Source organism: Mycobacterium sp. NGS58 (genome assembly GCF_059812385.1).
In genome coordinates this window covers 1-13104 of sequence record NZ_JCALCO010000008.1, presented here as the reverse complement: position 1 = coordinate 13104, position 13104 = coordinate 1, and the positions used below count along the sequence as shown (strand labels likewise).

Sequence of the window (13104 nt, the reverse complement as noted above, 5' to 3'; positions counted from 1 at the left end):
AGGGCGGGGTGTTCTCGGGCCCGTCGACCGCGCAATTCCACAAAACGCGAGACACCCTGTGAGTCCCGGGAATAGCCTCGATCTAGGTTTGGGCCCACCCTACTGCTTGCACCGAACTACGGCTCCGCCTCAAGCGGTTCCCGGAAAGCGTTGTCGACGAACTGTCCAATCGGCGGGGCCGGTCCCGACCCGCAGGGCCCACCCGGGCTGCGACCACAAGAAGGAACATCATGACTCCGACCGATCACCTCGACCGCACCACTGAGCCCAAGCTGATGAGATTGGCCGCCAGAACCGTTCTCGCCGCAGGGGTGGGGATGACGGTGATGGGCCTGACCGCGGCCATAGCCAACGCAGACCCCGCCCCGCCGAACACCCCAGACCCGAACCCACCCATCACGGCAACCCTGCACCCGCCCGGCGCGCCGCATTCAGAATCAGGCCTCTGCAATCAGGACAGCGCTCCGCGTGGCGCCCCGGCGCCGCCTCCTGGGTATTGCGGGTAAGGGCCGTCAAATGAACTGGACGACGTTGGTGGCCAACGCCCTCGTACCTCTCGCGTCCGTGATTTCGAGCGCCGCCGTCGCGATCTGGACGAAGCGCATCGACGCCAGGAATAAGGCGGAAGACCGCCGCCACGAACGTGTTCTCGACTTCGAGAAGAGGGCGGCCGACGATAAGAAGGCCGTATTGAAGTCGCTGATCTCGGCGACCATATACGTCAAACGCGCGGCCCAATACGAGGGGACCGGCACCGCCGAGGAGATCGCCAGCCAGCGGCGCGCCGAGGCCCTCCGAGAGCTCTATGACTTTCGCATGCGTCTGGGCCTCGATGACGGCATTGCCGAGCTGATGGTCTACGCCGCGCCGCCGGTTCGCGAAATGGTGAATCTCCTGCTCGACGAATGGGATCGCCAGTTCCGTGAGCACGGCTACTCACTGACCCAATTGGATTCATGCAAGCGGCAATTGGCGCAGACCACCGCGTGCCCCGCCCCGCAGGAGGACGTCACCGTGTATTACGAGGGCGAACTCAAATGGTCCGAGCTGAGGAAAGTGGAGACGGTGTGGCTGGACAGGCTGGGCCGGGAATCCGATCTCGACCTCGACGCACTTGTGGATCGGTGCGACCGGACCCTGGAGGCCGCGCATCGGGACTTGCGCGGTGGATACGGACTCGACTACTGACTTACGGCAAGCGCCGAGAATCGCCGGAACTGCGATCGCCGAAGCAGATCGGTTGAATAAAGAAGCGCCCTCGGCGGCCGCTTTGTTGACCACGGGGGCTAGCATCGCCGACGGTGCTAGCCCCGCCGCGCTGCCTACTTACTGCCTACCCACCCCACCGCTTCGAAGAAACATCCCCCAGGGCGGTCGCAGCCCGCGTGTGTCAACGCCGCGGGGGCAATACATCGGGCGATGGTATCCTCGCGATGTTTGAAGATAATTAGCGAGTGTTCCGCCGCGCCATGGCAATTCGCGACGCGGTGCCGGCGCTCGGCGTCGAGGCGCGTTGATTACACGGCCCGAACCCAACCCGCGTGCCAGTCAGGACGGGTACTGCGGGCAGTAGTACTCGATTGCCAGGTCTACGAATGCTGCGGGATTGGAGAAACGCGCGACGCGGTCTGTACGGGCAATCTGTTCGGTCGGCTGTCCATTCTTCCGGTCGGTGCAGACGCCTTGCGCGGTCTGAATCGGGTCTACAGACAGGGGCACCACGACATTGTTGTGACGGAGGGCGACGAGGAAGCTGTCATCGTTTGGTGACGCGCATGCATGGCCAGGCGTACCGATGGCGACGGCACAGCAGGCGATAGACGCGATTACGTACTGTCTCATGGGCGATTCCCTTCATCAACGCACCGATGACCACCACGATTGGTGAAGCCGCGAATCTTGGACATCCCAAAGCGGTTTCAAGTCAGCCGGCGGTGAAGCTGCTGGTGTCTCGCAGAAAAGCCGGCATCGGCACGCGGTCATCGCGGGCCGCTGGAACGTGCGATGACCGACCGGAGCGGCGCCTGACGGCATGCCGTCGATGGCGCTCGTGAGGAAAATCGCGACCGCTTCAGGCGCCGCGGCCGACACCTAGAACGATGCGACTCTGCTTGGTGCCCCAAGGTCAATCGTTATGCAGCCCGACGATCCCAACATCACACCGGTCAGCACTGCGGCCGCTGCAACAGCTTTCAGAATTTTCTTGGTGCTGGTCGTCCTCATGGGTCACACCTTTCTACTGGGTAGGGAATACCTGGCGAAATTTGCTGCCCGACTGCGAAACTGCTACCCGATCATCAGATGTTATAGCGGTCTTTCAACTCGTGTGCAATATTTCGCGAATAGCGACAGATTTTGTTGACGACTCGAAGGCGCGCAATAGAGTCCCGCCCGCCGCCTTCGACCAGGTCCACGACAATGCCCGTTGAGGCCGCCGTGGTCATAACCGCGGCCGGCGGCTTGAGGTCTTTGTCTAAGACCCTCCCGAGATCGATTTGGCCCCAGACGATTCGCGATCAAACGGTGCGCTCGGACACCGACGCACGCGCTGTATCCGCAGTGATCGCCGCCAGGTTCGCATGGGTTTGGCCGCGATTACGGCCGCGCTCGCGAAGCGGAAGCGGCGCGGCGGGACGCTGCCGGTCGTCAAGTCAATGACGAACCGGCGGGCAACGCACTACCAACCGTCAATCAGCCAGCTGGCGCAACGTAGACGGGAGCGGGGGCGAGGTCAATCGTGATGCAGCCCGACGACCCCAGCATCACACCGGTCAGCATTGCGGCGAGTGCGACAACTTTTAATACCCTCTTGCTGCTCTTCGCGCTCATCGGTCACACCTTTCTGCTGGTGAGGTGGCCGGGGCGGGTTAACCGCCGCCGGCTGGCTAATGCTATCGCGGTCTTTTGACGCGTGTGGAATATTGCGCAAACTGGGAAAAGGCTTTTAATTGTTCCGGCGCGGAGCGCCGATCCGAGAGTGGAGCTTTGATCTGTTGAGCAACGACTAGCTGCCGGGCGGATTTTGGCGAATCTCCTTGGGCACCGGTAGGCCATCTTGGCGTAGGTCGCCGGGAAAGCACGGTGACGTTGCGACGATGGTCGGTGGATACTCGGGCGGATATGCGGCCTTGATTTCTATGCGGTATCCGTCTGCGAAGTAACCGAATTGGTTCGGTTTCTCGAATCCGTCGCGCTCCATCACCGTGCTACCCCAGCTTCGCCAGAGTTCTCCGGCATGCGCGATGAGATCTGCGGGCGTCGTTCCGGCCGGCCCGATCACCTTGGCGAACAACGAAAATTCGGTGGGGCCGGGGCCGGGGCCGGTGTAGTTGTCGTCGCATCCGAGGTTGCTGCCGCCAATGGTGTCGGTGGTGTCGAGGACGGTGCCCGGCGGTAACCCGTCGACTGTTTTTTGCAGATACCGAAGGACTGAGTCCTGGGCCTCTTGTTGGCTTTTTGGGATTTTCGGTGACGGCGCAACGGGTGTGGGTTCCATGGGGCCTCCTGGGATCATTGTTGCGCCGGACGGGGCTGATGGCCCTGGCCCCGTGTGCTTAGTTGATGTGCCCGATGAGCACGCGGCAAGTACACCGGCTGCCAACAAAACAGCGATGAAGTCCAGCATTTCGCGAGTTTTTGTTTTCGTCATCCTTCTGGCGTCACTTCGGTGGTGTCACATCGGTGCGTCCGGCGATAATGCGCCCCATGTTATCGAGCGCGGGATTCCCACTGTCCCAGTAGCTGCTGTGCGCGGCTATCGAGGGGAGTCCAAGCGGCCAAGCGGGCCCGGGCGCCGCCTCGAAAGTCGTAGCCCCGAAATCTGCTTCGGTCGGGTCTGGGCCGAGTGTCCATCCGGTCGCGACACCGATGATGTCGTGTTGTGCTTTCGTCGCGTATACGTGTGCGCCTGGGTCGAGGTTGAGGTCGCCTGCGTGGCCCGTAAGCACGCCGGGGCTGGCTACTGCGATGACATTGTTGGCGTCGAGGTGGTGACCATTCAGTGCCGCTGCCCCGACTTCCGTTGAGCCGTAGCTGTGTCCGATGACCGTGTTGATCGATGGCCCCCCGGTAAGAGCGTCGTTGTGGGACGCCCGCAACCCGGCTTGGAAGTCGTCTAATGCGGCGGCACCGTTGTGCGCATAGCTGGTAGACGCGGCCTGGAATACGTCCATTGGCCGGTCATATCCCATCCACGTGGTCACCGAGACGTCACCGGGCGCAAGCCGGGCGTCGGCATCCCTTGCAGCCTGATACATCCGCAGGGATTTGTCTTGGCTGCCGCTGAAGCGCCTCGTATCTTGACCCGTTCCCGGCACGAATGTGGCGTCGCGTTTGGCGGTATCGGGATTGTTGATAGAGATTGCGGCGTGGCCTTTGTCGTCGATGATCCCGAGATACTTAGGCGGATTCCGCGGATCAACTTTGCCCCCCGGGGCGACTTGGGCTGCCGGCGGCCCGAGTGAACTCTTCACATCCGCATATCCGTCGCGTGCCTGGATGGCGGCGTCCCACTGTTGTCTCCAGTCGCGATAGGTACTGGTCATGATTCCGGGTGTGAAGCCGCTGGCCCACTCCGGGTGTTCGGCACGCAGGCGGTCCAAATCGGCTTGGTTGGACCTCTGCAGTTCGTCGAGATGCATGCGGTTGTAGTGGTCGCGGTCGGTGAAGGGCATGCCTCCGTGGTTGCCGATGAAATGATTGCGGTCGTATTCCGCGTCTTTTTGCTCTTGTGTGAGCGAGTTCCATACTTGCGCAAACTGCGTTGGGTCGTCCGGCAGTGGGGGCGCCGGCGACAGTGGCCCGTCTTGCGCCCTGATACCGGCGGGGTCGTACCCGTCACGCTTCAGGGTTCCGAGCGCTTTTTGCAAGGTGTTCGAGTAGCCGTCGCGTGTCGCCTGCAGCTGGCCCAGCGCGGCCTTCGTGTCGCGAATGGCGTCGTCTTCGAGTGAGTTGATGTAGCCGTTGAGCGCATTCCGGTCGGCCGCGCTGAGGTTGGGATGGTCGTTTTCAATCTGGACGGCCTCGGCGATCATGTCGTCGAGCCCTTTCAACTGTGCTTCCAGCGTGCCGATCTGGCCGGCGGCAGCCTTTTGCGCCTCGGCCAGTGTTGCGGCGATGTTTTCCAGGTCCGCGCCGATTTTGGGCAGTTGTAAGGACTGCGCGCCAAGGGATTTCGTTACGCGCTGCACTTCAGCGGAGGCATTTATCGGATGGTCGCCGTCCTGGTGATTCCAGGCAGCATCGAAGCGGGAGCGAGCTTGGGCGAACGTTCTGTCGGCCTCCGCAGTGGAGCGGCCCGCGGCGTGAAATGCATTCGCCAGGTTGGCAATCTGCGCCGGACTGCCAGCTTGCAAGCTGCGATTGATCGCCCACGGGTCACCGCCGGCGAGGGCGACCAGCGCAGGGATGCTTATGTACTTGAGCTGCATCGCACCCCGGCTTGTCCGCGACCGCCGATCCGCGTTCGATCAAGCCCAATAGACATCGCCACCCCTTCTGAGCGGGTGTAACCCTACTCCCGGCGCCCCGTCAATTCACCAGCGAAGGCAGGCGCCGAACACCCCAATGCCCAGAGGTGGTCGTTTGGGCGTGCTTCGGCAGCATTCGCGCGCGAAAAACGCAGTCTCACATGTGAAATTGAAATCTGTTGGCGAGAGACGCTGGGGGCCCTCGACTCCACCCTCCGCTCGAGATGTAAGCACCCCTTGAGGATTCGAGAGCAGGCTGCCGAGCGCGACTATCAGCACAACGGATGCTGCCGCCGTCGAGGCCTTCCCGTGGACCAATACAAGGTCCATCGCCGCTGATCCCGAACCCGTATCGCCACGGCGAAGCTGGTCACGTGGAATAGACGGTCGCATCTGCGCCGGCGCGAATCTGGAGAATTCTTAGGCAATTTCGAATCAGTCGGCAGCAGCGAAGGTGCTGCGGTCATCGCGGGCGGTTGGCGACGGTACGCACGGTGTCCGACCGGAGCGGCGCCTGACGGCATGCCGTTGATGTTGAGCATGAGAGCATGCGCGACAGCCTCAGGCGCCGCAGCCGGCGGATTATTCTTGGACGACTCTGGCTGGTGCCCCGAGGTCGATCATTATGCAGCCCGAAGACCCCAGCATTACGCCGGTCAGCACTGCGGTCGCCGCAATAGCTTTCAGTATTTTCTTGGTGCTCATAACTCACGCCTTTCTGCTGGTAGGGACTACCTTCCCGAATTGTTGCCCGATTGGCTGATGCTATCGCCATTGTTTGACGCGTGTGCAAAATTGCGCAAATAGCCGGAAAGGCTTTTGTTGACGGGCGAAGTGCTGGTGTCTAGTACGCTGCGCGACCTGGTAATCGGGTCGGGGCTGGAGTTCGAGGAGCAGGGCTCTTACGAGCCTAAGGGCGTGCCAGGCGAATGGCGACTGTTCGCGGTCGCCTCTTCGTAGCCGCGCTTGATCAGCTCGCGGCGCTCATCCAACAACGCATCCGCCGCCTTGATCGACGGCAGCGGCCTGCCCTGCTTTCGAGCCGCACGGCGAAGCGCCGCCACCAGTCGCAGCTCGTAGTCGATGGTGTCGAGGTCGCGCATGCGGGCCGGCGTTGCCCTGTGCCGGGGGACGGTGAGATCGTCTTCGCGCCTCATTTCGTCCGATTACCCGCGCATTGGCGTGTTAAGCACGGACCGACCCCAGGAGAGCGAGGGGCGGTTGGGACAATGGCAAGAGCCGCTGTTAGACAGAGCGCGGACAGCGTGAAGTGAATGGACTTGTTCACGGTGGCGGTGGTGCTGGCGGGCCGTCCCAACTCCCCGGTGTACCGGCTGGAACCTGCATGCCCATCCAATTGCACGGTGAGGCGAATGTGGCGGTGGCGATTGTGAGCGCAATGGCCGTAATGAATTCGGTGACGAAACGTTGGATGCGATTCATGGATAACTCGGATCTCATGTAGTGGTCGCGGAGGTCGTAACGCCGACATCGGACGCTGGGTGCCGTTTTCACAGGCTGGGCTTGCACAAAATCGGAGGAGTAAAGCACCACCCAGATCGGGTACAACGATGGTTGTGCCCACCCGTCATGAAGACTTGGCGAAGGCGTTCGGCGACTTCGCCGTAGAACTGCAAACCAGCAGCGGCTCCGATAACACGTTGCAGACGATTGTGCAGGCCGCAGCACATATCGTGCCCGGAGCCCGTTGGGCGGGCATCTCGCTGGTGCAAGGCAAACAAGTTGTGCCGAAAGCGCCCACTGACCCGCGGGTAGCCGCGTTAGACGAATTGCAGTCCCAATTCAACGATGGCCCGTGTCTGACCTCGTTACGCGATCACCACACCGTGCAAATCGATGACATGCGCAGTGATCCACGCTGGCCAGTCTTTGCCGGCGCCGCCTACCAGCACGGCGTGCTGAGCCTGTTGTCGTTCCGGCTGTTCGTCGAAGAAAGCACCCTGGGCGCGCTAAATATTTACAGTGACCGGCCCCACGCCTTCTCCGACGAATCGATCTTCGTGGGCGAAATCCTGGCCCAGCACGCCGCGATCGCCATGGTCGGGTCCACTGTCGAAACGCAATTCAAAGACGCCTTGGCGACCCGCGACATCATCGGTCAGGCCAAAGGCATTCTCATGCACTCGATGGACTTGACTGGTCTGCAGGCGTTCAGCCTTCTGACCCGGCTTTCGCAAGACTCCAACAGGAAACTCGTCGAAATCGCCCGCCTGGTTGTCGAACAGCACGAAACTCAGGTGGCGCCAGCGAAACCTTCTCCGGCCCAGATGCTCTAAGAAGTTAACGAATCTCTTTACCGCTCAACCACTTTGTCGTGTGCCCCTAGCGTTCCTGGGGTAATCGCGCAAATGTGGCGGCGGGCGACGCGGGATCGCGGCGTCGCTTAGCCCTCGGTCAGTCATGAAGCGGCTGCCGGGGGCGCTCAATCGGTAAGACGGCGGGGCCTATCGTTGTGCTATGCCGGATTCAGCGCACGATCGTGCGACCGCGGATGACCTAGCAGCCCAACGAAACGAGCAGGTGGCTCAGGGTCATGAGTGGGCCGCCGAGGGAAAGCCCGGCGGTAGCGGCGAGCGGCACAGTGATGCTGCCATCAGGTACCGGCGGGCAGCGGGGAAAGATCGTGCCGAAGCGGAAGCGGCCAGAAATGAAGCCGACGGGGACACGGGCACCTCGTCGTAATTACGACATGAGATGGCGGTAGGTCCGGCTCTGGTTCCCTGCGACAGACGACGAACAATCCCCGCAGGCCACAGAAGACGAAGATGGCACCGACGCGCAATCCCGCAAGCAAGAAAAAGGTGCGATCGCCTCGCTATCCTCTAGCGAATGACGGCTGAGCAGCCTCATCAGCGCCTGGCGCATGTCTTCGGCGACCTCGCAATCGAGCTGCAATCCGAGGTCGGCACATTCCGACAGAATGCACGCGTCAGCCTGACGGCACATTTAGGGGGATCTCATGGGTGATTACAAGGTCATCGTGGTCGGTACCGATGGCTCGGACACATCGCTACGCGCGGTTGACCGCGCCGCGGCGATTGCTGCTGACTCCGGAGCAAAACTCGTCGTCGCCTCCGCATTCCTGGGTAAACAACGAGGCGGAACGGATCCCGATCAGCTTCATGACGACCAATATCGGACCCAAGGCAACGCGCCGGTGTACGACATGCTGCGCATGGCCGCTTCCAGGGCAAGGGATGCGGGTGCGACCGATGTCGAGGAACGCGCGGTGGAGGGCGCTCCGGTGGACGCGCTGCTAGAACTGGCTGATGAGATTGCAGCCGACTTGATTGTCGTGGGCAGCGTTGGCGCCAATTCGATCGTCGGGAAGGTCCTGGGTTCCGTTCCGAAAGCTGTCTCCAATCGCGCGAAGATGAAGGTGGAAGTCGTCAAAACCGAAGACTGAAGCCTCGCACGGACATGCAGCCCACGAGCACCTGCGGGTGCCAGCGCTACAACTCATCAGCGAAAACCGGGCCTCACCTGCAAGAACTCTGGTGCGCGATACTGGGATTGAACCAGTGACCTCTTCCGTGTCAGGGAAGCGCTCTCCCGCTGAGCTAATCGCGCCGGGAAACCATAAGTTTGAGGTGGAGACGGGAATCGAACCCGTGTGCACGGCTTTGCAGGCCGTTGCCTCACCACTCGGCCACTCCACCGTTGGGGTCCACGCCACTTGCACCTTCGAGCGGATGACGGGATTCGAACCCGCGACCCTCACCTTGGCAAGGTGATGCGCTACCAACTGCGCTACATCCGCGCGCCTCGGACGAGATCGTCGCCCGGTGCGAAGCACGACGATAGTCCACGTGAGCGGGCACATACAAATTTCTTGGTACGAGTCGTGTCTAGGCTATCGCGACGACCTGCCACACGACGCGGCCGGTATTGTCGGGGACTGGCGCGTGCTAGTCTTCGACGTCGTTCGCCATCTCGGCGCCGGTCCCGTGGCTCAGTGGGAGAGCGTCCGCTTCACACGCGGAAGGTCGCTGGTTCGATCCCAGCCGGGACCACTCTTGTTCACGCAGGTAAGATACGGTTTTTAGCACTGCGAAGCAAGGCCGGTGTTATGCCGGTGTTATGCCGCTTAGCCGGCTGTTGGGTTCTCCGCTCACCTGAAATGAGTTAGGAGACAGACCAACATGACCGCAGCGACCAACTCGCACCCACGCCCCGCATCCTACGGCGTCGACCTGCCTGCCGGCGCAGTCACAGTCGACGAGTGGCTGGATGCGGGCACGCCGCACGCCTACCGGACCTGGCACGGCTGGCAGCACACAGTGCCCGCCGATGACCCCGGCAACCGGCCATGGTCCGACGTCATCGAGGTGTGCGTGCATGGGACCCAGACCGCCGATGGCGAAGTGACGCGGCACATTTCGGTGCACCAGCTGCACGCCGACAACCCGATCACCGGGGCGCAGGCACGCCAACTAGCCCGCGCACTGATCGCGGCCGCCGCCGAGGTTGACAGCATGGACGCACAAGACGACCTGACAGGAGCGAACTGATGGCCAAGACACAAGCCGCCGAGAACTTGATGGCGTGCCATGACCAGTTGACCAAGGCCCACGTTGCCGCGGTGGATGCGGCGGCTGCCCTCGACGGGTGGCAGGCCAATGACGCCTTCCACCTGTACGAGCAGATCGCCGATGCGCTGGGTGAGTGCCACCAACTGCTCGACCACTTGGACAGCAACCACCTCGGCCCTGAGTGCGGGGACTGGCGGCACGAGCATGTGCGGAGCGAGCGCCATGGCTAGCCGGGCCTGCCCGCGCTGCGGTCTAGAGGTCAGCCGTTCACGGCGCACCTGGCCTGACCGGCATCCGGCCGCCGCCGTCGCGCTGGCCGTCGTGGTGCTGGCTATGGCGGTGGCCCACCCCTGGCTGCTGGCCGTTGTCGCGGCCGGCGGGGGCGTGTACGCGGCCGTGCGCCGCCAGCAGCGCCGCGACGCCCTGGCCGCACGCGCCGAATGGGAACACCGGCGACTGATGTCGGCGGCCGCGCGGTGGTCACCGATGGAATTAGCCGCGATGGAATTAGCCGCATTAGCCGCGGCGCCGCCAAACCGGCCAGCGGCAGCGGCGGCGCCGCGGCGCCGTGCAGCGGACCACTGGTCCCCCACAGAGCCTATGCGGGCTGGCCGCCGATAACTGCTCGTAGTCGGGCGATGAAATCTTTCGCCTGTTTGCGGGCACGCTCATTCGGCCGGTCGGCCGAAATCTCGATGGGCTTCTCGCCGCGGAAGAAGACGAGCACAACGGGTCGAACATCCGGCACTTGTGTGAAGTCATCGAACTTGACGACGGCACCAAGTTTCAGCTGCTCGACCTCTCGTGCCGAACGCAGCCAGCCGCTGATCGGAGGCAATGCAGCGTTTCCGTCGCCGGCGCCTTCCAGGGTCAGAGACCCGATGGATTCACCCGCTATCCAGTAGACGGTTAGGTTGCCGGCATCTGTATTGGGCGCGCCGACAACAAAACCATCTACTGCCTCCTGCTTTCCGCCCATGTACCACGCGAGAACGTGCAGAAACGCTTGGAGTTGGGCGTCGGTCAGTCGCAGGTAGCCGATGTCGGTCCCGCCGACAACGGCGCTGTACAGGGCGGCCACGTATTTCTGATCGTCCTCCATGCACCCGAGGTTAGACGTAGACGGTGACGCCGTAAGGCTGCGCGGGTGTGACACGATTATGACTGTGCCGGAGATGCAGGTTGAGCAGCTGTTCGTCGAGACACTCATCGACATACGTAAGAAGTTGAGCAGCAACCCGAGCGAATACGACTTGCTGAAAGTCGCTGGCCTACTGCGGCCTATCTTGCTGGAGAACCTTCTGGATACCGCGAGCGCGTCCGCGTCCATGGATGTGGAGTTTCGGGTCCTGAAGCCGGGACCGGCGCAGGTACCACCAGAGGTGCAGCGGCAGATCGATGAGGCGTGGGACAAGTTCCTCGCAGTCAATCCCGGCGTGACCCGTGTCGATGTCGCCGTTGGGTTCCGCGGGGATGTGCTGACGGGTATATCGAGTCAGCCAGGGGATCAGGTGCTCGACTTGGCGCGCACAGATTTCCTGGATCACGGGATCATCACCTACCAGGACCGTGACTACACCGTGAAGGACGTGTTGAAGGTCGCGGCGAACAGTCTCGGCGGCATCCACCACGACGACGGCGCACCCAACCAGAACAAGCGCGCTGAGAAGCTACGCAACTACATGCAGGGCTCGACAATGATGGGCAGGTCGATGCCCGCGTGGCTCACCTACCAAATCGCCCTTTGCACGCTGCGCGCCTGTAAACCACTGGCAGACGAACTGGTTCGGCTCGGCCTGTACTCGCCGGTGCCCAGTGAATGGGTGTGGTCAGCGGATGGCCAGTGCAGCGTCAAGGGTCAACAGACCGAGGCCAGTTCATAGCTCGCGGTAGTCGACCGGCGCATACCAGCCGGCCGCGCAATCCGGCAACAACTGCTCGCCCGCCACACCCACGCGCACGAACACCTCCCGAACCCCGCCGCAATACGTCGGCCACGACGACACCCGCGCCGAACCGTCCATCGTCCACGGCGGCCCACCATTCACCCGCTCCCACGCATCCAAAAAATTTGCGACCCGCGCGCACGACTCGTCGACGTCATCGCGCCTGTGCGCGACCTGCAACCAATTCACCGCCCGAAACCAATCGCCGGGATCCTGGTAGTCACCCAACTCCGGCGGCTCACCCACCACCTCCACAGGCATCTATTTCACCCGCCTCATCGGCCGCGCCGCACCCCAACGCGCCTGCGCCGCCTCCCGGTGCGGGATCGACTTCCCATCCGCCGCGCCCCGCAGCAACGGCACCGCCGTCAGGTGCTCGGCCACCGCCTTGCGCTGCAGTCGAATCTCGGCCACCAAGCTCGCAGCCAACGGCACGCGCGGCTCATCGCGGCGCAACTCCTCGTCAAGCCGCTGCTGCAGCAACTCGGCGTGCTCCGCGGCCTGCACCGCGGAGTCGACCCGCGCCGCCTCAACCGGCGACCAAGCTAGCTGCTTACCGACACGCGCCGCCTCCGCCGCCAACACCGCATCCGTGCGATCCCGCAACGCCTTTCCGGCCCTCAAGCGCCGCCTACGCGGCCGCCTAACCACCTCATCGCTCACCGCCGAAACCTCCCTCTAGCTGCCACTTCAACGCCACCGGCCTTGGGGCCGCGCCCAAAACCTGGGGCGCATTCGCATCGCCGCACCGGCACACGCTAGGCAGAACGGCGATGCCTTCCGAGAGCAGGGGTTACCCCGCCCACCCCTTTTGAGCTGCTCTGATGTTGTCACAGCAAACCCGTCATGGCGTCTGCTGGGTGCAGTGGTGGTCTACGTTTGCCGCTGCGCCTGGCGCGGCCGCGGGCTGCCTCCTGCTGCGTCTTGATGCCGTGGCATGGGATGCAGCGGGTGGCGAGGTTGTCGAGGTCATCTGTGCCGCCCTCGGCGCGGGGCACTATGTGGTCGGCGTTGAGGTCGCCTGCGTTTGGGGTGCCTTCGTAGCCGCAGTCGATGCACGTGTAGTCGTCGCGTTGAAAGCATTTCTTTTGCAGGGCTGGTGGCACTGTGCGGCCGCCATCGTGTGTGTTCCAAGGC

At 62.9% G+C, this 13104-nt stretch carries 17 protein-coding genes and 4 tRNA genes; 9 read left to right on the top strand and 12 right to left on the bottom strand.

The annotated features are described in order from the left end of the window. The first annotated feature begins 230 nt into the window (after nucleotides 1-230). Together AC5Y4H_RS09670 and AC5Y4H_RS09665 are read left to right on the top strand one after the other, a co-directional pair. Complete coding sequence (locus tag AC5Y4H_RS09670; RefSeq protein WP_499980811.1) at nucleotides 231-506, top strand: hypothetical protein; 276 nt, start codon at nucleotides 231-233, stop codon at nucleotides 504-506. Between the two features lie 10 nt (nucleotides 507-516). Further along, nucleotides 517-1188: a hypothetical protein gene (locus AC5Y4H_RS09665; protein WP_499980810.1), complete on the top strand. Its 672-nt coding sequence runs from the start codon at nucleotides 517-519 to the stop codon at nucleotides 1186-1188. A gap of 360 nt (nucleotides 1189-1548) precedes the next feature. Here the strand turns inward: AC5Y4H_RS09665 and AC5Y4H_RS09660 are convergent, their stop codons facing one another. After that, on the bottom strand, nucleotides 1549-1842 hold the full coding sequence (locus AC5Y4H_RS09660) for a DUF732 domain-containing protein (protein ID WP_499980809.1): 294 nt from the start codon (nucleotides 1840-1842) through the stop codon (nucleotides 1549-1551). A gap of 898 nt (nucleotides 1843-2740) precedes the next feature. Here AC5Y4H_RS09660 and AC5Y4H_RS09655 point away from each other — a divergent pair. Beyond that, nucleotides 2741-2908, top strand: a complete 168-nt coding sequence (locus AC5Y4H_RS09655; protein WP_499980806.1) for a hypothetical protein — start codon at nucleotides 2741-2743, stop codon at nucleotides 2906-2908. A 96-nt stretch (nucleotides 2909-3004) separates the two neighbouring features. On the opposite strand, the gene AC5Y4H_RS09650 is transcribed toward AC5Y4H_RS09655, so the two are convergent. The 3 genes from AC5Y4H_RS09650 to AC5Y4H_RS09640 all read right to left on the bottom strand — a co-directional run bounded on the left by AC5Y4H_RS09650 (nucleotide 3005) and on the right by AC5Y4H_RS09640 (nucleotide 6571). Beyond that, nucleotides 3005-3496: a hypothetical protein gene (locus AC5Y4H_RS09650; RefSeq protein WP_499980802.1), complete on the bottom strand. Its 492-nt coding sequence runs from the start codon at nucleotides 3494-3496 to the stop codon at nucleotides 3005-3007. Nucleotides 3497-3659: 163 nt separating this feature from the next. Then, nucleotides 3660-5429, bottom strand: coding sequence for a putative alpha/beta hydrolase (locus AC5Y4H_RS09645; protein ID WP_499980799.1), 1770 nt, complete (start codon nucleotides 5427-5429; stop codon nucleotides 3660-3662). 941 nt (nucleotides 5430-6370) lie between these two features. After that, nucleotides 6371-6571: a hypothetical protein gene (locus AC5Y4H_RS09640; protein WP_499981271.1), complete on the bottom strand. Its 201-nt coding sequence runs from the start codon at nucleotides 6569-6571 to the stop codon at nucleotides 6371-6373. A gap of 468 nt (nucleotides 6572-7039) precedes the next feature. Between AC5Y4H_RS09640 and AC5Y4H_RS09635 the strand changes: the two genes are divergently transcribed. Beyond that, complete coding sequence (locus tag AC5Y4H_RS09635) at nucleotides 7040-7765, top strand: GAF and ANTAR domain-containing protein (RefSeq protein ID WP_499980795.1); 726 nt, start codon at nucleotides 7040-7042, stop codon at nucleotides 7763-7765. Nucleotides 7766-8448: 683 nt separating this feature from the next. Then, complete coding sequence (locus AC5Y4H_RS09630; RefSeq protein ID WP_499980793.1) at nucleotides 8449-8895, top strand: universal stress protein; 447 nt, start codon at nucleotides 8449-8451, stop codon at nucleotides 8893-8895. A gap of 89 nt (nucleotides 8896-8984) precedes the next feature. On the opposite strand, the gene AC5Y4H_RS09625 is transcribed toward AC5Y4H_RS09630, so the two are convergent. The 3 genes from AC5Y4H_RS09625 to AC5Y4H_RS09615 form a co-directional block, all read right to left on the bottom strand. Then, a tRNA-Val gene (locus AC5Y4H_RS09625) sits at nucleotides 8985-9059 on the bottom strand. Nucleotides 9060-9077: 18 nt separating this feature from the next. Further along, nucleotides 9078-9148: transfer RNA gene (locus AC5Y4H_RS09620), tRNA-Cys, on the bottom strand. Between the two features lie 28 nt (nucleotides 9149-9176). Continuing rightward, a tRNA-Gly gene (locus AC5Y4H_RS09615) sits at nucleotides 9177-9249 on the bottom strand. A 181-nt stretch (nucleotides 9250-9430) separates the two neighbouring features. On the opposite strand from AC5Y4H_RS09615, the gene AC5Y4H_RS09610 reads away from it, so the two are divergent. From AC5Y4H_RS09610 to AC5Y4H_RS09600, 3 genes are all read left to right on the top strand, one after another. Then, nucleotides 9431-9502: transfer RNA gene (locus tag AC5Y4H_RS09610), tRNA-Val, on the top strand. Nucleotides 9503-9631: 129 nt separating this feature from the next. Further along, complete coding sequence (locus AC5Y4H_RS09605) at nucleotides 9632-10000, top strand: hypothetical protein (RefSeq protein ID WP_499980791.1); 369 nt, start codon at nucleotides 9632-9634, stop codon at nucleotides 9998-10000. After that, nucleotides 10000-10251 (top strand): hypothetical protein, encoded by a 252-nt coding sequence (locus AC5Y4H_RS09600; protein ID WP_499980789.1) that lies wholly within the window; start codon nucleotides 10000-10002, stop codon nucleotides 10249-10251. Before AC5Y4H_RS09605 ends, AC5Y4H_RS09600 begins: the two co-directional genes overlap by 1 nt. 37 nt (nucleotides 10252-10288) lie before the next feature. Here AC5Y4H_RS09600 and AC5Y4H_RS09595 read toward each other — a convergent pair whose 3' ends face one another. Further along, complete coding sequence (locus tag AC5Y4H_RS09595) at nucleotides 10289-10471, bottom strand: hypothetical protein (RefSeq protein WP_499980786.1); 183 nt, start codon at nucleotides 10469-10471, stop codon at nucleotides 10289-10291. 148 nt (nucleotides 10472-10619) lie between these two features. Then, nucleotides 10620-11123 (bottom strand): hypothetical protein, encoded by a 504-nt coding sequence (locus tag AC5Y4H_RS09590; RefSeq protein ID WP_499980782.1) that lies wholly within the window; start codon nucleotides 11121-11123, stop codon nucleotides 10620-10622. 73 nt (nucleotides 11124-11196) lie between these two features. Here AC5Y4H_RS09590 and AC5Y4H_RS09585 point away from each other — a divergent pair, with 73 nt between their 5' ends. Then, complete coding sequence (locus tag AC5Y4H_RS09585) at nucleotides 11197-11904, top strand: hypothetical protein (RefSeq protein ID WP_499981238.1); 708 nt, start codon at nucleotides 11197-11199, stop codon at nucleotides 11902-11904. Here the strand turns inward: AC5Y4H_RS09585 and AC5Y4H_RS09580 are convergent. The 3 genes from AC5Y4H_RS09580 to AC5Y4H_RS09570 form a co-directional block, all read right to left on the bottom strand. Further along, the gene (locus tag AC5Y4H_RS09580; protein ID WP_499980780.1) at nucleotides 11899-12228 is read right to left on the bottom strand and encodes a hypothetical protein; all 330 of its coding nucleotides are present in this window, start codon (nucleotides 12226-12228) and stop codon (nucleotides 11899-11901) included. The two genes, AC5Y4H_RS09585 and AC5Y4H_RS09580, sit on opposite strands and share 6 nt — an antisense overlap. Next, entirely contained in the window at nucleotides 12229-12591 is a 363-nt protein-coding gene (locus AC5Y4H_RS09575) for a hypothetical protein (RefSeq protein ID WP_499980777.1), read from the bottom strand. A 206-nt stretch (nucleotides 12592-12797) separates the two neighbouring features. Beyond that, a partial coding sequence (locus AC5Y4H_RS09570; RefSeq protein WP_499980774.1) for an HNH endonuclease occupies nucleotides 12798-13104 on the bottom strand: 307 nt, incomplete at its 5' end.